Consider the following 18,110-nt stretch of genomic DNA (forward strand, 5'->3'; position numbering starts at 1 on the left):
GTGCACCATCACGGACACCACTCACTCGGAGCCCTATCCTCCCCCGGCAGTTCCCTGTTGTGTCGCCGTCTCGGCCCAGCGCACCATCATGCGGCCCCACTGATGGGCAGTAGACGGGTCCAGTTCTATCTTGGTGTAGCGGCCGCCATCGCGGATAATGACCCTCAGGAGAGGGATCCCCGAGTCGTGCAGGATCTGCCGCAGCTCCACGACCTCGCCAAACGGCGCATCAATGGACTCCATGATGTGTTCGCTCTCTCCCGGGCCGGCCACACGCAGATCGGGCCGCCTCGCTCATCAACTGGCAAAGCGCAAGCATGCACCCTATTTTTGTCGGCCGGCAACCCATCTTCGATGCGCACGAGCGCCTGGTCGGTTTCGAACTCCTGTTTCGCGCCGGCCACCGTAGCGAGGCGGCGGTGACCAATGGCGACGAAGCCACCTCGGACCTGCTGCGAAGCGCGTTCGTGGATATCGGCCTGCCCCATCTGGTCGGTCCGCACCTGGCCTTCGTCAATCTGACACGGTCCTTTCTCGACGACGACATCATCACCGGCCTGCCCCCCGATCAGGTGGTCCTGGAGATCCTCGAGGACATCGAGATCGATTCCGAGGTCGTCGCCGCGGTGCAAAGACTGAAGCAGCGCGGTTTTCGCATCGCCCTGGATGACTACCAGTTTCAGGTCCACCACTCGCCGCTGGTGGCGCTGGCGGACATCGTCAAACTCGATGTACTGGCGCTTTCCGCCGAGGCGCTGGCACGCGAGGTCGAGACGTTGCGCACGTTCGGCGTGGAGCTGCTGGCAGAGAAGGTCGAAACCGCCGAGTGCTACCACCACTGCCAGCAACTCGGTTTTCGCTACTTCCAGGGCTACCACCTGTCGCACCCCCACGTAATCGAAGGCCAGCGTCTGGAGAGCCTGGAAGTCGCCCTGCTGAAGCTGCTGAAGACCCTGCACGATCCCCACCCTGAACCATCGGAACTGGAACGCCTCATTGGCGCCGAACCCGATCTGGCTACCCAGATCCTGCGCATCGCCAACAGCCCCGCGTACCGCGCCGAACAGCCCACGGACGATCTGGCTTCGGCGCTCGATCGTCTGGGGCAGGGGCGAATCCGCCGCATCGGGATGCTGCTGGTGCTCCACAATGCGGCCGGGCCCTCGGCCGCGGTCGAACAGGTCATGATCCGCGCCCGCATGGGGATGCTGCTCGCCCGGGCGTGCAATCTGACAGCCCCGGAGTGCGAGTGCCACTTCTCTCTGGGGATGCTCTCCGGACTGGATCGCGTACTGGGCATCCCGCTGCGGCGCATCCTGAACGAACTGCACCTGGCGCCGGAGGTGGAAGAGGCGCTGATCGAGCACAAAGGCCCGCTGGCCCCCTGGCTGGAGACCATCGAGGCGTTCGAGGGGCCGGCAAACCCGCCCCCCGTCGGAGAATCCCCGGTGGCGCCACAGGTTGCCAGCCGGCTCTACCTGGAATCGGTACGCTGGACCGAGGACATACTCGACGCGCTGTCCAGGACCTGACTGATGGCACCCCACCTGCACAACCGGCTCGTCTCGCCCGGGACGACGCTCCCGGACGGCCTCCACGTGCGGCTGGACGCAAGCGCGGGCATTCATGCCGAAAGCGGCCAGATCGAGGTCACCCCGGGTCTCGAGGCCCTGCCTCCGGATCTCTATATCGAGAACTGGTGGGGAGACGGCCCGGCGCGCGGCACCAGCGCCGCCCCCCTGCATCTGCTGGAGTTCGACGACGTCCTGTTCGCCGCCTGGCAGGGCCCGGATCACCCTCTGCGCGAACAAACCAAGCAGGCCTACCGTCAGCTGCTGAACGCCTGCCGGGAGCGCCGCTTCGAGCATCCGGCACGCATCTGGAACTATTTCTCCGACATCCACGGTGACGAACAGGGCCAGGAACGCTACCAGGCCTTCTGTATTGGGCGCGCCGAGGCGCTGGAGACGCTCGAGGTCCCGCTGGGCAGCATGCCCGCGGCCACCGCGATCGGCACCCGGCAACCGGGCCTGTTCGTCTACCTGATCGCCACACGCGCCCCGGCTCGCGCGATCGAGAACCCGCGCCAGGTCAGCGCCTACCACTACCCGGAGCGCTACAGCCCGAGGAGCCCGGCGTTCGCCCGCGCCACGCTGCTGCTGACCGCGACCGGGCCCATGCTGATGGTCTCCGGCACGGCGAGTATCGTCGGCCATGAAAGCCGCCATCCGGACGACGTGGTGGCCCAGGCACGCGAGACGGTGGCCAACCTGCAGGCCCTGCACGACACGGCGGGGCGCGAACTCCCCGGCCCTTCGTGGTTGCGGGTCTACCTGCGGCGCCCCGAAGATCGCGCCGCCGTCGCGGGGGTGATCGCCGAGCACTACAAGGCCATGAAGCCGGGCCCCGTGATCCAGTGGGCCCAGGGCGACATCTGCCGGCCAGAACTCCTGCTCGAGATCGAGGGCGTACATGCCTGAGCTCCCCGAGGTCGAGACCACCCGGCGCGGGCTGTCGCCTCTTCTTGAAGGCCAGACTATCGAATGGCTCGAGGTACGCAATGGGCGCCTGCGCTGGCCCGTACCGGAGGAATTGCCCGGGCGTCTGGCCGGGGCCCGCATCACGACACTGGCGCGACGCGCCAAATACCTGCTGCTGAACACCGATCGTGGCGGGGCACTATTGCATCTTGGCATGTCCGGCTCGCTGCGCCACTGCATGCCGGGCGTCCCGCTGCGCACGCACGATCACCTGATCCTGCATCTGACGAACGGCGCGCAGGTGCGCTTTCATGATCCGCGCCGCTTTGGATGTTGCCTGCCGCTGCCGGAGACCGGCGAGCCACATCCCCTGCTGGCCGCACTGGGGCCGGAGCCCCTGGACGCCACATTCAACGGCGACCACCTGTTCCGCCGCAGCCGCGGGCGCCGGGGTCCGATCAAGGCCTTCATCATGGATCAGGATGTCGTGGTCGGCGTGGGCAACATCTATGCGACCGAGGCGCTGTTCCTGGCCGGAATCCGTCCGGGGCGGGCCGCCGGGCGCGTGACCCGGGCGGAATACGAACGACTGGCCGGATTCATCCGCACCGTGCTGGGCGCGGCGATCGAACAAGGCGGCACGACCCTGCGCGACTTCCTGCGCGAGGACGGGACCCACGGGTACTTTCGCCAGTCACTGCGGGTCTACGGACGCGCCGGAGAGCCGTGCCTGGAGTGTGCGACACCGCTGCGCAACCGACGCATCGGGCAGCGCGCCTCGGCGTACTGCCCGACCTGCCAACGGTAGCGAGCGAGCCGCGCGCGAACAAGCATCGCCCGGGAACCCTGCTAACCGCGCTGGCGCGCGATACGCAGCACATCCGGCAGGCGCCGCAGGCCTCGCATGATCTGGGCCAGGTGCTGGCGATCGCTGACCGTCAGCAGGAAGGTCATCGCGGTGGAGTGCCCGTCCTGTTCGTTGAACGAGATGTGCTCGATATTCGAGCCGTTGTCGGCGATCACGGCCGCCATGTCGGCCAGCGCACCGCGCCGGTTGGCGGTGCGGGTGCGCACCGCCGCGGTGAACTGCAGTTCCGGCTCGTGTGACCATTCGAGCGCGATTGTCTTGTCCGCCCGGTCGCGGCTCTCGTGCAGCACGTTACGACAGCTCTCCCGGTGCACCACAAGGCCACGACCCGCGCTCAGCTGGCCGATAATCGGGTCGCCGGGGATCGGGTGGCAACAGCGGGCATAGTTCAGCACCAGACCCTCGGTACCCTTGACCGCCAGCGTGGTCTGGGTAGTGTTGTCGGCCTCCGCGCTCTCCTTGCCCACCATCTGGCGTGCGACCAGCGAGGCCATGCGGTTGCCCAGCCCGATATCCACCAGCAGGCTGTCCAGGTCCTGTAGCTGCATCGCGTCGAGCAGCTGATCCAGGCGCGCCGGCGAGATCTGCTTGAGGGAGGTGTCCAGTGCGCTCAGGGCCTTCTCCAGCAGGCGTTCGCCAAGGGCACGGGCCTCGTCCGACTGCATCGACTTCAGGCAATGCCGGATGCCGGACCGGGCCTTGCCAGTGACAACGAAGGACAGCCAGGCCGGGTTGGGGCGCGCGCCGGGGGCGGTGACGATCTCCACCGTCTGTCCGCTTTGCAGGCGCACCGAAAGCGGTGCCAGCTGGCGATCGATCTTCGCCGCCACGCAGCGGTTGCCGACGTCGGAGTGCACCGCGTAGGCAAAATCGATCGGTGTCGCATCGCGCGGTAGAACCAGGATGTCGCCCTCGGGGGTGAAGGTGTAGACCTCGTCCGGGAACAGATCGACCTTTACGTTTTCCAGGAACTCGATGGAGTTGCCGACGCTGTTCTGGATCTCCAGTACATCCTTCAGCCACTCGCGGGCCCGGCTCTGCGCGGTGCGCGCGGACTCGCCCCCGGCCTTGTACTGCCAGTGCGCGGCGATCCCGCTCTCGGCCACGCGATCCATCTCGGTGGAGCGGATCTGCACCTCGATCGGGATGGCCTGCGGGCCGAACAGGATGGTATGCAGCGACTGGTAGCCGTTCGACTTGGGGATCGCGATGTAGTCCTTGAAGCGCCCCGGCACCGGCTTGTAGAGGTTGTGCACCACACCCAGCGAGCGATAGCAGGTGTCGACATCGTCGACGATGATGCGGATCGCGAAGACGTCGAACACCTCCTCGAACGAGTGGTGCTTGTCGCGCATCTTGCGATAGATGCTGTACAGGCTCTTTTCGCGCCCGGAGATTCGCCCGACGATCCCGGCCGCCTCCATGCGCGAGCAGATCGCCTGTTCGATGTTCTTCATCGGTTCGCGCCGGTTGCCCCCGGCCCGCTGCACGGCGCGTTCCAGGACCGCGGCCCGCCAGGGGTGCTTGGCGGAAAAGCCGAGCTGCTCCAGCTCGCGGCGGATCGCGTTCATCCCCAGGCGCTGGGCAATCGGCGCGTAGATCTCCAGGGTTTCCTTGGCGATGCGGCGGCGCTTGTCCGGGCGCATCACGCCCAGGGTGCGCATGTTGTGCAGGCGGTCGGCCAGCTTGATCAGGATCACCCGGATATCGCGGGTGATCGCCAGCATCATCTTGCGGAAATTCTCCGCCTGCGCCTCGGCCTTGGACTGGAACTGCAGGTGGGTGAGCTTGGAGACGCCATCGACCAGCTCGGCCACTTCCTCGCCGAACTCGGCGTGGATGCGATCCTTGCTGGTGGCGGTATCCTCCATGACGTCATGGAGGATCGCGGCACAGATGGCCTTGTGGTCCATCCGCATCTCGGCCATGGTCCGGGCCACGGCCAGGGGGTGGTAGATGTACGGCTCGCCGGTCTTGCGGGTCTGACCTTCGTGGGCCTCCGCGCCCAGCAGATAGGCGCGATAGACCTCCTCGACTTCGTCCGGCTCGAGGTAAGACTCGAGCTCGGAACATAGATCGCTGATCAGGAATCGGGTCGAGTCACCGGGAACCGGCGATGCGGCCCCGGGCACGGCTGGCTGCCCAGCGGCCATGAGTCAGTGTTTCCCTAGCGTTCGTCGGCTTCCAGCTGCTCCAGATGGCGGATCGTGCTGAAGTCCAGCATCTGCTTCTGGGGCCGTTCATCGTGCTCGTCGAACACCTCGGTGCCGACCAGCCCTTCGGCGATCTCGCGCAGGGCGATGACCGTGGGCTTGTCGTTGTCCTCGGATACACGGGGCTCCTTGCCGTGGGCGATGTGACGGGCCCGGCGGGCCGCCATCAGCACCAGTTCGAAGCGATTGTCCACTTTTTCGAGGCAGTCCTCGACGGTGACGCGTGCCATGGGTACTCCGGTTATGAGTCGTTAATACTGCATGTTACGCCGTGCCCGGCGTACTCGCCAACAGATTCCGTATCGTCGATGCGGAACGAATCTCCTGCTCCACCGTGCGCAGACGGTTGGAGCGGAAGATGCTGGCCAGGTCACTGACCGCCCGCTCGAAATCCGAGTTGACGACCGTGTAGTCATATTCACGGAAATGCGTGCAATCGGACTCCGCGTCGCGCAGGCGGCGCTGGATCACCTCTTCACTGTCCTGCCCGCGTCCGCGCAGGCGCCGCTCCAGCTCGTCGCGCGACGGCGGCAGGATGAAGATCGAATGTGCATCCGGCACGGCCGCGCGCACCTGGCGCGCGCCCTGCCAGTCAATCTCCAGGATCACGTCCATGCCGGCATCCAGGCGTTCCTCAACGCTGGCGCGCGCGGTACCGTAGAAGTTGTCGAACACCTTCGCGTGTTCCAGCAGTTGGCCATCCTCGATCATGCCGAGGAACTCCTCGGCCGAGACGAAGTGATAGTGCTCGCCGTTCACCTCGCCGGCGCGCGGCTTGCGCGTCGTATGCGAGACCGAGACCTCGACCTGTTCCACCCGCTCCAACAAAGCGGCAACCAAGCTGGTCTTGCCTGCGCCCGATGGCGCGGAAACGATATAGAGGGTGCCGCGAACGGCCTGGGAAGTGGCGGTCATGAACGCGTCCGCAGGAGCAGAACAGGAATGGAATCATCGGCTGGCTGCCGGCCAGAAACGACCCGGCACACCAGGGAAATAGAGTTGGTCGGAGTGAAAGGATTCGAACCTTCGACCCCTGCCTCCCGAAGGCAGTGCTCTACCAAGCTGAGCTACACTCCGAACCGAGCCCGCTATTATGCCGAGCCACTACGGGCGTGTCCATGCCCTGTGCCAGCCGAACCTTCGATCCCATCGACGTCACCGGCAAATGGCCCCAAACCGCCGGTGTGAACGGGTCAGTGATCGCGGCCGACGGCGAAACGCGCGAGGTCGATCAGGGCCTGGCGGTGTGGCGACTCGGGGAGCACGGACACCGCGGCAATCGCCGCCTCGGTCTCTGCGGCCGCGCGTTCGCGGGCGTAGTCCAGGGCCCCGGTGGCGTGGACGATCTCGAGGACCGCCTCCACCTGCTCACGCCCGCCGTCCTCGATCGCCTGACGCACCACGGTCTGCTGCTCCGGCGTACCGACCCGGATCGCCTGGATCAGCGGCAGGGTCGGCTTGCCCTCGGCCAGGTCATCGCCCATGCGCTTGCCGGTCACGGCATCGTCGGAGGAATAGTCGAGCACATCGTCGATCAGCTGGAAGGCCGTACCCAGATGCATGCCATAGTGGGCGAGCGACTCTTCCTCGGCCCGCGGACGCTCGCCAAGGATGGCGCCCAGCTGGCAGGCGGCCTCGAAAAGCTTGGCCGTCTTCGACTGGATCACGTTCATGTAGCGTGCCTCGTCGACGTCGGCGTCATGGCAGTTCATCAACTGCATCACCTCGCCCTCGGCGATCACGTTGGTCGCGTGGGCCAGGATCTCCATCACCCGCATCGAGCCCACCTCGACCATCATCTCGAACGCGCGCGAGTAGAGAAAATCGCCGACCAGCACCGCGGCTTCGTTACCGAAGATGTGGTTCGCGGTCTCGTTGCCCCGGCGCATCTCGGAGGCGTCGACCACATCGTCATGCAGCAGGGTCGCGGTGTGGATGAACTCCACCACCGCGGCCAGTACGACAGGCTCATCGCCCTCGACCGCACAGGCTCGCGCCGACAGGGTCGCCAGCAAAGGCCGCAGGCGCTTGCCCCCGGAGTGGATAATGTAGTGGCCCAGCTGGTTGATCAGCACCACCGGCGAACTGAGCCGGTCACGGATGCACTGGTCGACCGCCTGCATGTCGTCTGCAGCCAGCTCTCGGATTGCGTTGATGGACATGCGGGTAGGCGCGCCAGTATGAGGAAGTTGGTAGGCGCTGGCATGCTAGGAAGGCCCCGGTGGGGTGTCAAGCGCGCACCACGGGTTGGCATTGACCCGGGAGCCACTCGCTGCTAGCATTTCCGCCCTTTCGCGAGACCGGCTTGAGTTCCAAACTCTACGGGCCGGTCCACACAGGTATCGCAACGGAGTCCCAGGGAAATGTACGCGATCATCGCAACAGGTGGTAAACAGTACCGCGTCGCCGAAGGTGACGTGATCCGCATCGAAAAGCTTGAGGCCGAAGCCGGCTCCGAGGTCGAGTTCGACCAGGTGCTGATGGTCGGTTCGGGCGACGATGTCCGCGTCGGGGCCCCGCTGGTCGACGGCGGCAAGGTAACCGCCAAGGTCGAAGACCATGGCCGCGCCAAGAAGGTCCACATCATGAAATTCCGGCGCCGCAAGCATTCGCAGAAGCAGATGGGGCACCGTCAGCACTACACCACCGTGCGCATCACCGGCATCGCCGGCTGAGGCACTGGGCATTACTCAGGAGATTTTGAGGCATGGCACATAAGAAGGCAGGCGGGAGTACCCGCAACGGGCGCGATTCCGAGAGCAAACGCCTGGGCGTGAAGCGCTTTGGTGGCCAGGTCGTGCGCGCCGGCAACATCCTCGTCCGTCAGCGCGGGACGCAGTATCATCCCGGCGAGAACGTGGGTTGTGGCAAGGACCACACGCTGTTCGCGAAGGTCGACGGCCAGGTCGTGTTCAAGGTCGGTGGCCCGAACAACCGGCGCTTCGTGAGCGTGCAGCCGCAGCAGTAAGCGGACACGCCACTGGTAGCGCCGAAAAGCCCCGTTCCGCGGGGCTTTTTTTATTTGTGCATACCGCAATCCATCCGCATCCCCCCAAGGAAACAACGGCATGAAATTCATCGACGAGGCGACCATCACCGTGAAGGCCGGAGACGGCGGAAACGGCTGCGTAAGCTTTCGCCGCGAGAAATTCATCCCGTTCGGTGGTCCCGACGGGGGTGACGGGGGCGACGGCGGATCGGTCTGGCTGATCGGGGACGAGGGTCTGAACACCCTCGCCGACTTCCGTTACCAGCGCCGCTTCGATGCCCAGCGCGGCGAGAACGGCATGGGTCGCCAGCGCACCGGCGCCTCCGGTGAGGATCTGGTGATCCCGGTCCCGGTCGGCACTCAGGTCCGTGACGCCGACACCGACGAGGTCCTCGGCGATATCACGCGCCACGGCGAGCGCCTGCTGGTCGCCCAGGGGGGCTTTCACGGGCTCGGCAACACGCGCTACAAGTCCTCCACCAACCAGGCCCCACGCCAGAGCAAGCCCGGCACCCCGGGCGAGCTGCGGCGGCTGGGGCTCGAGCTGATGGTGCTGGCCGATGTCGGGCTGCTGGGCCTGCCGAATGCCGGCAAGTCCACGCTGCTCGCGCGGGCATCGGCCGCGCGCCCGAAGATCGCGGACTATCCGTTCACCACCCTCGTCCCGCAACTGGGTGTGGTCCGCATCGGGCCGAACCAGAGCTTTGTGATGGCCGACATCCCCGGCCTGATCGAAGGTGCTGCCGAGGGTGCGGGGCTGGGCACCCGCTTTCTCAAGCATCTGGCGCGCACGCGGCTGCTTCTGCATGTGGTGGACGTGGCCCCGCCCGATCCCGAAGCCGATCCCGTCGCGGACATGCAGACCGCGCTGGGCGAACTCGAGCGCCACAGCGACGACCTGGCGAGCCGGCCGCGCTGGATCGTGCTCAACAAGAAGGAACTGCTGGACACCGAATCGCTGGATGGCCTGATCGCGAGGGTTCGCGAGGTCGCCGGGCCCGAACGCCCGGTATTCACGATCTCCGCCGTCACCGGCGATGGCGTCGACACGCTGTTACAGGCGGTCATGCGCCACGTCGAGGAGGCAAACCGCGAGCCGCAGGCACCGCGCGCAGAAACCTCCGGCGAGGCCGGGGAGGGCTCCGCGTGAGCAACCGCACGCTGCGCGAACTGCCGACCGTACGCCGCGTGGTCGTCAAGATCGGCTCCGCACTGATCACCGCCGATGGCGCCGGCCTGGACCGCCCGGCGCTGGAATCCTGGGCGCATCAAATCGCCGCGCTCCGACGCAAGGGTCTGGAGGTGATCCTGGTCTCCAGTGGCGCGGTGGCCGAGGGCATGCGCCGACTGGGGATGAGCGAGCGCCCGCACCAGTTGCATCGCCTGCAGGCCGCCGCCGCTGTGGGGCAGATGGGTCTGGTGCAGGCCTACGAGCGGGAGTTCGCAAGCCACGGCCTGCACGCGGCACAGGTCCTGCTGACGCATGACGACCTCGCCGATCGCTCGCGCTACCTGAACGCCCGCTCGACCATGCAGGCCCTGCTGGAGATGGGGACCATCCCCGTGGTGAACGAGAACGACACGGTCGCCTACGAGGAGATCCGGCTGGGGGACAACGACACCCTGGCGGCGCTGGTTGCCAATCTCGTGGTCGCCGACCTGCTACTGATCCTGACCGACCAGGACGGCCTGTTCGACCGCGATCCGCGCCAGCACGCCGACGCGCAGTTGATCCACGAGGGCCGCGCCACGGATACCGAACTGCACCGCTTCGTGGCCGCCGATTTCGGACGCCTGGGGCGCGGCGGCATGGCCACCAAGCTCAAGGCCGCGGAGCGCGCCGCACGCTCCGGCACGCATACCGTGATCGCCTCCGGGCGCGAGGCCCAGGTGATCGGCCGCGTACTGAAGAACGAGCGCCTGGGCACCTGGCTCAAACCCGACCGCGAGCCGCTGGCCGCGCGCAAGCGCTGGCTGGCCGACCAGCTGCATTCGCGCGGCGAGCTCCTGCTGGATGCCGGCGCCGCACGCGTGTTGCGCGAGTCGGGCCGCAGCCTGCTGCCGGTGGGCGTGGTGGGCCTGCGCGGCGACTTTCGGCGCGGCGAGGTCGTGACCTGCGTCGACCCGGACGGCCGCCCGTTCGCACGCGGACTGACCAACTACGCCTCCAGCGAGGTGGAACGCATCCGCGGCCTGCGCGCGGACCATATCGAGGCGGAGCTCGGCTACCTTCTGGAACCCGAGCTCATTCACCGCGACAATCTCGTTCTCCTGTAGATGCATTGTCCCGGCGATCCCACCGCTCAACGAATGCGGTAAGGTGCCCGCATCCCGAATCACCGACCCGAGCCAAGGAGCCCGCATGTCGCGCGAAATCATCCAGACCGAAAACGCCCCGGCCGCGATCGGCCCCTACTCCCAGGCCGTGCGCGCCGGCGACACCCTGTACCTGTCCGGCCAGATCCCTCTGGACCCGGCCACGATGGAACTGGTCGACGGCGGCATCGAAGACCAGATTCGCCGTGTGTTCGACAACCTGAAAGCCGTGCTGGAGGCCGCCAATGCGGATTTCTCCGACATCGCCAAGCTGAACATCTTCCTGATCGACCTGACCCACTTCCCGCTGGTCAACAAGATCATGAGCGAGGTCTTCGCCGAGCCGTATCCGGCCCGCGCCGCGATCGGCGTGGCCGCCCTGCCCAAGGGCGCGCAGGTGGAGATGGACGCCATCGCCTGGTGCCCGCGCGGCTGATCCGCGCGCGGCGACCGCGGTGGACCTGCAGACGCCGCTGACGGGGTTCAAGGGTGTCGGCCCCGCGGTGGCCGAGCGCCTGGCCCGTCTGGGCCTGGAACAGGCCCGGGACCTCCTCCTGCACCTGCCACTGCGTTTCGAGGACCGCACCCGGCTGACCCCGATCCGCGCCCTGCGCCCGGGACTGTCCGCCCTGTTCGAGGGCCGGGTCACCCACGCCGAGGTCGTCCATCGCCGCCGCCGCATGCTGGTGGTCACGCTGGAAGAGGACGGCGCGTCCATCCTGCTGCGGTTCTTCCATTTCGGCAGCGGCCAGCAGCGCCGCCTGAGCCCGGGTACGCGCATTCGCGCCTTCGGCGAACCGCGCGGCATGCCCGGCGCGATGGAGTGCGTGCACCCGGAACTCCAGGTGGTAGGCACGAAACCACCCGTGCTGGAAACCCACCTCACCCCGATCTATCCGACGACCGAGGGCATCTCGCAGAAGCTCCTGCGTCAGCTGGTCACCGAGGCCCTGCCGACGACCGAGCAGCTGCCCGACCTGCTCCCGGAACTGAACCAGCGCCAGCTACCCGGGCTGCACACGGCCCTGCAGCAGCTGCACCACCCCCCGGCACGGGCCGAGGTCCTGGATGCACTGGACACCGCCGAGCAGCGCGGGCCCGCGCGCACCCGCCTGGCACTGGAGGAGCTGACCGCCCACCAGCTCGCCCGCATGGAACAAAACCGCACCCCACAGGATGCGCGCCGCGCGCCGGTCATCCGTCCCGCGGGCGCGCTGTGGCGACAACTGCGCGACCAGCTCCCGTTCGCACCCACCAGCGCACAGGAGCGCGTGATCCACGAGGTGCGTGAGGACCTGGCCCGCCCGACCCCGATGAACCGGCTGGTGCAGGGCGACGTCGGCTCCGGCAAGACCCTGGTCGCGGTCGCGGCCGCCCTCGCGGCAGTGGAAGCCGGCCATCAGGTCGCATTCATGGCCCCCACCGAGCTGCTCGCCCGTCAGCACGGGCGCAATCTCGCCCAGTGGCTGGAACCGCTGGGCGTTTCGGTGGCATGGCTGGGCGGACGCCAGGGCGCCAGCGAGCGGGGTCAGTTGCTTTCGGAACTGGCCAGTGGCCATCGCCAGGTCGCGATCGGCACCCACGCCCTGTTCCAGGAAGAGGTCCGCTTCCACCGCCTGGGACTGGCGATCATCGACGAGCAGCACCGCTTTGGCGTGCACCAGCGCATGGCCCTGCGCGACAAGGGCAATGGCCAGATGCCGCATCAGCTGATCATGACCGCAACACCAATCCCGCGCACGCTGGCCATGGCCCTGTATGCCGACCTGGACAGCTCGGTCATCGACGAGCGTCCGCCGGGGCGCACGCCCGTGCGCACCGCACTGATCAGCCACGAGCGTCGTGACGAAGTGATCGACCGCATCCGTGCCGCCTGCGGCTCCGGGACCCAGGCCTACTGGGTCTGCCCGCTGGTGGAGGAATCCGAACAACTGGAGGCGGAATCCGCCGAAGCAACCGCCGAACGCCTGCGCGAGGCGCTGCCGGAGCTGAGCATCGGACTGGCCCACGGGCGCATGAAGGGGCCCGAGCGCGATACGGTGATGGAACGCTTTCGTGCCGGCGCGCTCGATCTGCTGGTCGCCACCACGGTGATCGAGGTCGGCGTGGATGTCCCCAATGCGAGCCTGATGATCATCGAGAACGCCGAACGCATGGGGCTGTCACAGCTGCACCAGTTGCGTGGCCGTGTCGGGCGCGGCAACACCGCCTCTGCCTGCGTGCTGCTTTACCGCCCGCCGCTGGGCGAAACCGCCCGCGAGCGCCTGGAGGCGATGCGCCGGACCGACGACGGCTTCGAGATCGCGGAGGTGGACCTCCGGTTGCGCGGCCCCGGCGAGCTGCTGGGCACGCGCCAGACGGGCGACCGCAGCTTCCGTGTGGCCGACTGGTCGCGCGATCAGGACCTGCTGGAGGAGGCCACAGAGCTGGCCCTGCGCATGCGCGAGGACCCGCCACGCGCGGCGGCCCTGATCGAACGCTGGCTGGGCAGCGCCACGCGCTACGCCACCGTCGGCTGAATCAGGGCCGCACGGAACACCCGCCCCGGTCATCCATCAGACAAGAGAGCAAAGGAGCACTCAATGCCCGTTGAATCACTGTTATTGCTGCTGCTGATCGGCGGCATCGCCGGCTGGCTCGCGGGGTTGCTGGTCCACGGCGCCGGTCAGGGCATCCTGCTGAATATCGTGATCGGGGTCATCGGGGCGGTGCTGGGCGGCTGGCTGTTCACCCAGCTGGGAGTCCCGACGGCCGGCCTGATCGGCACGCTGGTGGCGGCCACTGTCGGGGCCATCCTGCTGCTGGCGCTACTGCGCCTGATCGCACCACGCAAGTGGTAAACAAACCGCATGGAGGGAGACGCGATGATCCAGATCCTCGGCATTGTCCTGCTGGTCGGTGGCCTGATCGCGGCCATCGTCGGCCTGCAGGACAGCTTTGGCCTGCGTGAGCGGGCGGCGCGCCTGTTCCTTGGCCGCTTCACCCAGCGCACGCTTGCCCTGCTGATCGGGGGCATCACCGCCGCGGTCGTGGGGCTCGCCCTCCTGGTCTGACCCCCCTCAGCCACCCCTCAGAGCATGATATTTATCATGCTCTGACACGGCAAAAAGGTTGGCGAATATCATTCTACCCGGTAGGGTCCGAACCGGGAGCAGGCGGTCACCCCGGGACAGGGGCCAGGCCCTGCCCCGCCCATAACAAGACCAGGGGGACCGCATGACGCACCATTCCACGCGCCGACTGGCGCTCTGTGTCGCCGTCGCCGGCGCCATGTTCGCCGCGCCGACCACCCTGCTCGCGGCGGGGTTCTACATCCAGGAACAGGGCGTCACAGGCCTTGGCCGGGCCTACGCCGGCGAGGCCGCCGCAGCCAATGATGCCAGCACCATCTACTTCAACCCCGCCGGCATGACGCGCCTGGAAAGCGGCGAGTTTCAGGCCAACGTGCACCTGCTGATGCCACGCACACGCCTAAGCGACCAGGGCTCATCGGCCACCGGCGCCTTCGGTGAACAGCCCATTGACGGCGGCAGCGGCGGCAACCCATACGATCCGACCCCCGTCCCGAATCTCTACTGGGCCGAGCGCTACGGCGAGCGCCTGTGGCTGGGCGTGGGGCTGACCGCACCCTATGGCCTGGCCAACGACTACGACGACGATTTCTTCGGGCGCTACGACTCCACCGATACCGACCTGAAGGTGATCAACCTGCACCCGTCGATGGCCTTCGAGTTGAGCGAACGCGTTTCCATCGGCGGTGGTCTGGACCTCCATTACGCGAACGCGACGCTGCGCAGCGCCGTCCCCTCGCCCGCGGGCCCCGACCCGGACACCGATGGCGAATTCAAGCTGGAGGGCGACAGCTGGGATGTCGGTTTCAACCTGGGCCTGCAGGCCGACCTGACCGACGCGACCCGGCTGGGCCTGCACTACCGCCACGGGGTGAGCCAGACCCTGCGTGGCACGGCGACGGTTACCCCACCGCAGGGGCTGGGCGAGAGTACGACGATGTCCGCCCAGGCCCGGCTCAAACTGCCGGATGTCGCGAGCGTCGCCCTGTCGCACGAGTTCGATGCGCGCTGGACCGGGCTTGTTCAGTACACCTGGTTTCGCTGGTCGAACTTCGACGAAATCGATGTACGCAGCGCTGGTGGTTCCATCCAGACGGTGGAGCAGGCCTATCGCGACAGCTACGCCATCGCGCTGGGCGCCGAGTATCAGGCCAACCCGCAGTGGACGCTGCGCGCCGGCATCCAGTACGACCGCACGCCAACCCGCGACGGCTTTCGCAGCACGCGCACACCGGATGGCGATCGCATCTGGTACACGGTCGGCGCCAGCTACCGCGCCAGCGATCGCTTCAGCTTCGACTTCGGCTATGCCTATATCGACGTCGGCAGCGAGTCGATCGAGCTCGAATCGGAATTTGCGGAAGTCGGGGTGAGCACCGAGACTCGCGGGCGCACGCGCGGCGATGTGCACGTCCTGTCGGCCGGGTTGCGCTACCGCTTCTGATGCCTGCCGGGGCGAGGGATCACGCCCCGGCCCTTCACGGCGTCACCCGTTCTACTCCGCACGACTCCACTAGGGCCGCTCGATCCGCCGGGGCCAGGTCCTCGCGACCCGCGTTCGCCGGGCCCAGCTCCGCGTGCATGACCGCGGCGGGATCATCGACGTGCCCGATCCCCAGGGCATGGCCGAGCTCGTGTGCCAGCGTCAGGCGCAACTCGTCAAAGTCGCTCGCCTTGTAGACCGTGATGCTGCGACGGTTGCCCTGTTGCTGGTAGATCGCCATGTCGAAACCGCTGCCCATGGCCGCTGCCCGGTTGTACTGCTCGACCTGTTCATTGAAGGCCGCAACCTCGCGTTCCAGCTCGCGCCCGGCCGCGTTCAGATCCGCCCGGCGATCCTCCAGCCCGCGGCGGCGTTCCTCCAGTCGATCGTGCTCCTCGCGCAGCTCTCGCGCCCCCTGCTCCAGACGCTCGCGGGCCTGTGCACTGTGCTCCACCCGACCCGCGTTCCAGTCGGCGACCCGGCCTTCATGCGCGCGGCGCCGCTCGTCGAACCCGCGCACGCGGCGTTCGTACAGCTCGACGTCGGCATTCAGCGCCGAGCGATGGCGTTCCAGGCGCTCGCGGGCATCGTCGATATCCTCTTGCGCCCGATCCAGCTGCGCGCGCGAGCGCTCCCGTGCCATGGCGCCGGCCTGACGTTCGTCGAACACCAGCCGCACGGCCATTCCCTCGCCGTCGCGCGCGGTGAACAGCCGTTCTTCGGTATGGGTCTCCCACATCGCCACCGCGGCATCGAGTGCGCGGCGCACTTCGTCGGGCTCCAGCTCGAAGCGCGGGTCGATCTCGCCCAGATGCATCTCCACCGGAATCGCACAGCCGGGCGCGGCCGGATGCCCCCCGCCCGCCAGGAAATCGCGCGGATCGCCATCCAGCAACACGGCCCCGCCCAGCACCACGGCACCCGCACCGCCCAGCACCCATAACGGTATGGCCATGCATCCCCTCCGAGATCCCCAAGCGCAACATGCCACCGATCTGCGGCATTCGCCAATTTGCTCCCCTGCAGACGCCGAGGCACCATGAACCGCACACATTTCGCAGGGAGAGCCCCATCATGATGCCTCGTTTCAGCCTTTACGGCCTGCTGGCCGCCATCCCGTTCGCGTTCCTGCCACTGGTGGCCCAGGCCGAAACACCGAACATTCAGCCGGGCGAGTGGGAGTACACCAACACCACCACCATGGAAGGCGCACACCAGATGCCGGAGCAGACCGAGACCTACACCGAGTGCGTGACCGAGGACGACCTCGCGCGCGGCGAGGAGATGATCGAGGCGCCCGAGGGCTGTAGTGTGGACAGCATGGACATGCGCGCGGACGGCGTGGACTACACCATGACCTGCACCGATCCCGACGGCACCAGCATGGACATGCAGGGCTCGATGCAATTCATGGGAGATCGCGCCGAGGGTGAAATGCGCAGCGAGATCGACTCGCCGATGGGCCCCATGTCCGTGCGCATCACCGTTGAAGGCCAGCGCATCGGCGACTGCTAGGAGCTGTTTTTTGCCATATCGGCCCGGCCCCGGTAATACCGGGCCGGGTACTCAACGCCTTACGGTCGCACGCAGTGCGAGACGCACGAGCGACTCCACCGAGTCGGCCTGATCGCGCACGGCGGCGACCATCTTCTCCGCGCTGGCGCGTGGATAACCCAATGACTCGAGCGCTGCCAGGGCCTCGCCGTCCATCGCGGCACCCGGGATATCGGCCCCTGCGTCGGCACCCCCCGGCGCAGCCGCGAATCCCATCTCGGCCAGGCGCTCGCCCAGCTCCAGCACCACGCGTTCAGCCGTGCGCTTGCCGATCCCCGGGACCTTGGCCAGCCCGGTCACGTCACCGCCGCTGATCAGGCCGGCGAGTTCGTCACCCGCATAGGTCGAGAGCATCGCGAGCGCGAGTTTGGCCCCGATCCCGTTGACTCGGATCAGGCGCCGGAACAGATCGCGGTCGCGCTTGTGCATGAACCCGAACAGCTGGTGCGCATCCTCACGTACCACGAGGTGCGTGGTCAGGACCACGGTCGCGCCCGGCTCCGGCAGGGCCGCCAGCGTGGAGAGCGGGACCTCGACCTCGTAGCCCACACCCCCCGCATCGATCACCACGCCATTCACCTCGCGGCTGATCAGCGTCCCCTCCAGCCGGGCAATCACGGGCGCCCCCCAATCACGGCCGAGGCGGCGCCTGCCAGACGCGCCTGGTGCTGGGCGGTATGGGCATGGCACAGCGCGACGGCCAGGGCATCGGCGGCATCGCTGCTGGCCGGTTCGGTCAGACGTAACAATTGCTGCATCATGTGCTGGACCTGCTCCTTGTCCGCGCTGCCCACGCCGACCACGGCCATCTTGATCGCACGCGGGGCATATTCATGTACCGGGAGCCCGGCCTGAGTCGCCGCGCAGATGGCGGCCCCCCGGGCGTGCCCCAGCTTGATCGCCGACTGCGCATTGCGCGCGACGAACACCGTTTCGATCGCCAGCACGTCGGGCTTGAGTTCGCCGATCACCTCGACCACGCCGGCGAAGATCTCGCCCAGTCGTTCGGGAAACCCCTTGGATCTGGGCCGGATCACGCCATGGCCGCGGGAACGGCCCTGGCCCTTGGCGTACTCGATCACCGCAAAGCCAGTGATCCGCGATCCGGGGTCGATACCAAGGATGCGCATTCGCTT

20 protein-coding genes, 1 tRNA gene and 1 pseudogene are annotated in these 18,110 nt (G+C 67.3%); 13 read left to right on the forward strand and 9 right to left on the reverse strand.

Going from position 1 to position 18,110, the window contains the following annotated elements; translation table 11 throughout:
• Positions 1 to 33: 33 nt before the first annotated feature.
• Positions 34 to 243, reverse strand: a complete 210-nt coding sequence (locus TK90_RS10015; protein ID WP_012983363.1) for a hypothetical protein — start codon at positions 241 to 243, stop codon at positions 34 to 36.
• A 74-nt stretch (positions 244 to 317) separates the two neighbouring features.
• Here TK90_RS10015 and TK90_RS10020 point away from each other — a divergent pair, with 74 nt between their 5' ends.
• Genes TK90_RS10020 through mutM form a run of 3 tightly spaced genes read left to right on the forward strand, consistent with a single transcriptional unit; the run spans position 318 to position 3,288 of the window.
• A complete protein-coding gene (locus TK90_RS10020; protein ID WP_012983364.1) occupies positions 318 to 1,532 on the forward strand; it encodes an EAL and HDOD domain-containing protein in 1,215 nt (404 codons plus the stop codon).
• Between the two features lie 3 nt (positions 1,533 to 1,535).
• Positions 1,536 to 2,480, forward strand: coding sequence for a hypothetical protein (locus TK90_RS10025; RefSeq protein ID WP_012983365.1), 945 nt, complete (start codon positions 1,536 to 1,538; stop codon positions 2,478 to 2,480).
• Positions 2,473 to 3,288, forward strand: coding sequence for a bifunctional DNA-formamidopyrimidine glycosylase/DNA-(apurinic or apyrimidinic site) lyase (gene mutM, locus TK90_RS10030; RefSeq protein WP_012983366.1), 816 nt, complete (start codon positions 2,473 to 2,475; stop codon positions 3,286 to 3,288). The genes TK90_RS10025 and mutM overlap by 8 nt, the downstream gene beginning before the upstream one ends.
• A gap of 41 nt (positions 3,289 to 3,329) precedes the next feature.
• Here the strand turns inward: mutM and spoT are convergent, their stop codons facing one another.
• From spoT to ispB, 5 genes are all read right to left on the reverse strand, one after another.
• Entirely contained in the window at positions 3,330 to 5,501 is a 2,172-nt protein-coding gene (gene spoT, locus TK90_RS10035; protein ID WP_012983367.1) for a bifunctional GTP diphosphokinase/guanosine-3',5'-bis pyrophosphate 3'-pyrophosphohydrolase, read from the reverse strand.
• Positions 5,502 to 5,515: 14 nt separating this feature from the next.
• Complete coding sequence (rpoZ, locus tag TK90_RS10040) at positions 5,516 to 5,791, reverse strand: DNA-directed RNA polymerase subunit omega (RefSeq protein WP_012983368.1); 276 nt, start codon at positions 5,789 to 5,791, stop codon at positions 5,516 to 5,518.
• Positions 5,792 to 5,825: 34 nt separating this feature from the next.
• On the reverse strand, positions 5,826 to 6,476 hold the full coding sequence (gmk, locus tag TK90_RS10045; protein WP_012983369.1) for a guanylate kinase: 651 nt from the start codon (positions 6,474 to 6,476) through the stop codon (positions 5,826 to 5,828).
• Between the two features lie 85 nt (positions 6,477 to 6,561).
• Positions 6,562 to 6,638: transfer RNA gene (locus TK90_RS10050), tRNA-Pro, on the reverse strand.
• Between the two features lie 116 nt (positions 6,639 to 6,754).
• Positions 6,755 to 7,723, reverse strand: a complete 969-nt coding sequence (gene ispB / locus TK90_RS10055) for an octaprenyl diphosphate synthase (RefSeq protein ID WP_012983370.1) — start codon at positions 7,721 to 7,723, stop codon at positions 6,755 to 6,757.
• 201 nt (positions 7,724 to 7,924) lie between these two features.
• On the opposite strand from ispB, the gene rplU reads away from it, so the two are divergent.
• The 9 genes and pseudogenes from rplU to TK90_RS10100 all read left to right on the forward strand — a co-directional run bounded on the left by rplU (position 7,925) and on the right by TK90_RS10100 (position 15,381).
• Complete coding sequence (gene rplU / locus TK90_RS10060; protein ID WP_012983371.1) at positions 7,925 to 8,236, forward strand: 50S ribosomal protein L21; 312 nt, start codon at positions 7,925 to 7,927, stop codon at positions 8,234 to 8,236.
• Between the two features lie 32 nt (positions 8,237 to 8,268).
• Positions 8,269 to 8,529 carry a 50S ribosomal protein L27 gene (rpmA, locus tag TK90_RS10065; RefSeq protein WP_012983372.1) on the forward strand — a complete coding sequence of 87 codons (261 nt, stop codon included), beginning with the start codon at positions 8,269 to 8,271 and terminating at the stop codon, positions 8,527 to 8,529.
• A 100-nt stretch (positions 8,530 to 8,629) separates the two neighbouring features.
• Positions 8,630 to 9,700, forward strand: a complete 1,071-nt coding sequence (cgtA, locus tag TK90_RS10070; RefSeq protein WP_012983373.1) for an Obg family GTPase CgtA — start codon at positions 8,630 to 8,632, stop codon at positions 9,698 to 9,700.
• A complete protein-coding gene (gene proB / locus TK90_RS10075; protein ID WP_012983374.1) occupies positions 9,697 to 10,827 on the forward strand; it encodes a glutamate 5-kinase in 1,131 nt (376 codons plus the stop codon). Before cgtA ends, proB begins: the two co-directional genes overlap by 4 nt.
• 85 nt (positions 10,828 to 10,912) lie before the next feature.
• Positions 10,913 to 11,302: a RidA family protein gene (locus TK90_RS10080; protein WP_012983375.1), complete on the forward strand. Its 390-nt coding sequence runs from the start codon at positions 10,913 to 10,915 to the stop codon at positions 11,300 to 11,302.
• A 7-nt stretch (positions 11,303 to 11,309) separates the two neighbouring features.
• Positions 11,310 to 13,385 (forward strand): annotated as a pseudogene (gene recG / locus TK90_RS10085) (ATP-dependent DNA helicase RecG); the annotation flags it as partial.
• A gap of 63 nt (positions 13,386 to 13,448) precedes the next feature.
• The gene (locus TK90_RS10090; protein ID WP_012983377.1) at positions 13,449 to 13,706 is read left to right on the forward strand and encodes a GlsB/YeaQ/YmgE family stress response membrane protein; all 258 of its coding nucleotides are present in this window, start codon (positions 13,449 to 13,451) and stop codon (positions 13,704 to 13,706) included.
• Positions 13,707 to 13,730: 24 nt separating this feature from the next.
• Positions 13,731 to 13,919 (forward strand): DUF3185 family protein, encoded by a 189-nt coding sequence (locus TK90_RS10095; RefSeq protein ID WP_012983378.1) that lies wholly within the window; start codon positions 13,731 to 13,733, stop codon positions 13,917 to 13,919.
• A gap of 163 nt (positions 13,920 to 14,082) precedes the next feature.
• Positions 14,083 to 15,381, forward strand: coding sequence for an OmpP1/FadL family transporter (locus TK90_RS10100; protein WP_012983379.1), 1,299 nt, complete (start codon positions 14,083 to 14,085; stop codon positions 15,379 to 15,381).
• A gap of 34 nt (positions 15,382 to 15,415) precedes the next feature.
• Here the strand turns inward: TK90_RS10100 and TK90_RS10105 are convergent, their stop codons facing one another.
• A complete protein-coding gene (locus TK90_RS10105) occupies positions 15,416 to 16,375 on the reverse strand; it encodes a matrixin family metalloprotease (protein ID WP_012983380.1) in 960 nt (319 codons plus the stop codon).
• Between the two features lie 119 nt (positions 16,376 to 16,494).
• Here TK90_RS10105 and TK90_RS10110 point away from each other — a divergent pair, with 119 nt between their 5' ends.
• A complete protein-coding gene (locus tag TK90_RS10110; protein ID WP_012983381.1) occupies positions 16,495 to 16,935 on the forward strand; it encodes a DUF3617 family protein in 441 nt (146 codons plus the stop codon).
• Positions 16,936 to 16,986: 51 nt separating this feature from the next.
• On the opposite strand, the gene ruvA is transcribed toward TK90_RS10110, so the two are convergent.
• Complete coding sequence (gene ruvA, locus TK90_RS10115; RefSeq protein ID WP_012983382.1) at positions 16,987 to 17,592, reverse strand: Holliday junction branch migration protein RuvA; 606 nt, start codon at positions 17,590 to 17,592, stop codon at positions 16,987 to 16,989.
• Positions 17,589 to 18,104, reverse strand: coding sequence for a crossover junction endodeoxyribonuclease RuvC (gene ruvC / locus TK90_RS10120; protein WP_012983383.1), 516 nt, complete (start codon positions 18,102 to 18,104; stop codon positions 17,589 to 17,591). The genes ruvA and ruvC overlap by 4 nt, the downstream gene beginning before the upstream one ends.
• Between the last annotated feature and the right edge of the window lie 6 nt (positions 18,105 to 18,110).

The organism is Thioalkalivibrio sp. K90mix (assembly GCF_000025545.1).
Classification (GTDB): Bacteria; Pseudomonadota; Gammaproteobacteria; order Ectothiorhodospirales; family Ectothiorhodospiraceae; genus Thioalkalivibrio.

Coding starts and splice junctions, on each gene's coding strand:
- TK90_RS10020 (WP_012983364.1), top strand. CDS start 318: ATGCACCCTATTTTTGTCGGCCGGCAACCCATCTTCGATGCGCACGAG.
- TK90_RS10080 (WP_012983375.1), top strand. CDS start 10,913: ATGTCGCGCGAAATCATCCAGACCGAAAACGCCCCGGCCGCGATCGGC.
- TK90_RS10095 (WP_012983378.1), top strand. CDS start 13,731: ATGATCCAGATCCTCGGCATTGTCCTGCTGGTCGGTGGCCTGATCGCG.
- cgtA (WP_012983373.1), top strand. CDS start 8,630: ATGAAATTCATCGACGAGGCGACCATCACCGTGAAGGCCGGAGACGGC.
- rplU (WP_012983371.1), top strand. CDS start 7,925: ATGTACGCGATCATCGCAACAGGTGGTAAACAGTACCGCGTCGCCGAA.
- rpoZ (WP_012983368.1), bottom strand. CDS start 5,791: ATGGCACGCGTCACCGTCGAGGACTGCCTCGAAAAAGTGGACAATCGC.
- gmk (WP_012983369.1), bottom strand. CDS start 6,476: ATGACCGCCACTTCCCAGGCCGTTCGCGGCACCCTCTATATCGTTTCC.
- ispB (WP_012983370.1), bottom strand. CDS start 7,723: ATGTCCATCAACGCAATCCGAGAGCTGGCTGCAGACGACATGCAGGCG.
- TK90_RS10105 (WP_012983380.1), bottom strand. CDS start 16,375: ATGGCCATACCGTTATGGGTGCTGGGCGGTGCGGGTGCCGTGGTGCTG.
- TK90_RS10090 (WP_012983377.1), top strand. CDS start 13,449: ATGCCCGTTGAATCACTGTTATTGCTGCTGCTGATCGGCGGCATCGCC.
- TK90_RS10015 (WP_012983363.1), bottom strand. CDS start 243: ATGGAGTCCATTGATGCGCCGTTTGGCGAGGTCGTGGAGCTGCGGCAG.
- rpmA (WP_012983372.1), top strand. CDS start 8,269: ATGGCACATAAGAAGGCAGGCGGGAGTACCCGCAACGGGCGCGATTCC.
- TK90_RS10025 (WP_012983365.1), top strand. CDS start 1,536: ATGGCACCCCACCTGCACAACCGGCTCGTCTCGCCCGGGACGACGCTC.
- spoT (WP_012983367.1), bottom strand. CDS start 5,501: ATGGCCGCTGGGCAGCCAGCCGTGCCCGGGGCCGCATCGCCGGTTCCC.
- ruvC (WP_012983383.1), bottom strand. CDS start 18,104: ATGCGCATCCTTGGTATCGACCCCGGATCGCGGATCACTGGCTTTGCG.
- TK90_RS10110 (WP_012983381.1), top strand. CDS start 16,495: ATGATGCCTCGTTTCAGCCTTTACGGCCTGCTGGCCGCCATCCCGTTC.
- mutM (WP_012983366.1), top strand. CDS start 2,473: ATGCCTGAGCTCCCCGAGGTCGAGACCACCCGGCGCGGGCTGTCGCCT.
- TK90_RS10100 (WP_012983379.1), top strand. CDS start 14,083: ATGACGCACCATTCCACGCGCCGACTGGCGCTCTGTGTCGCCGTCGCC.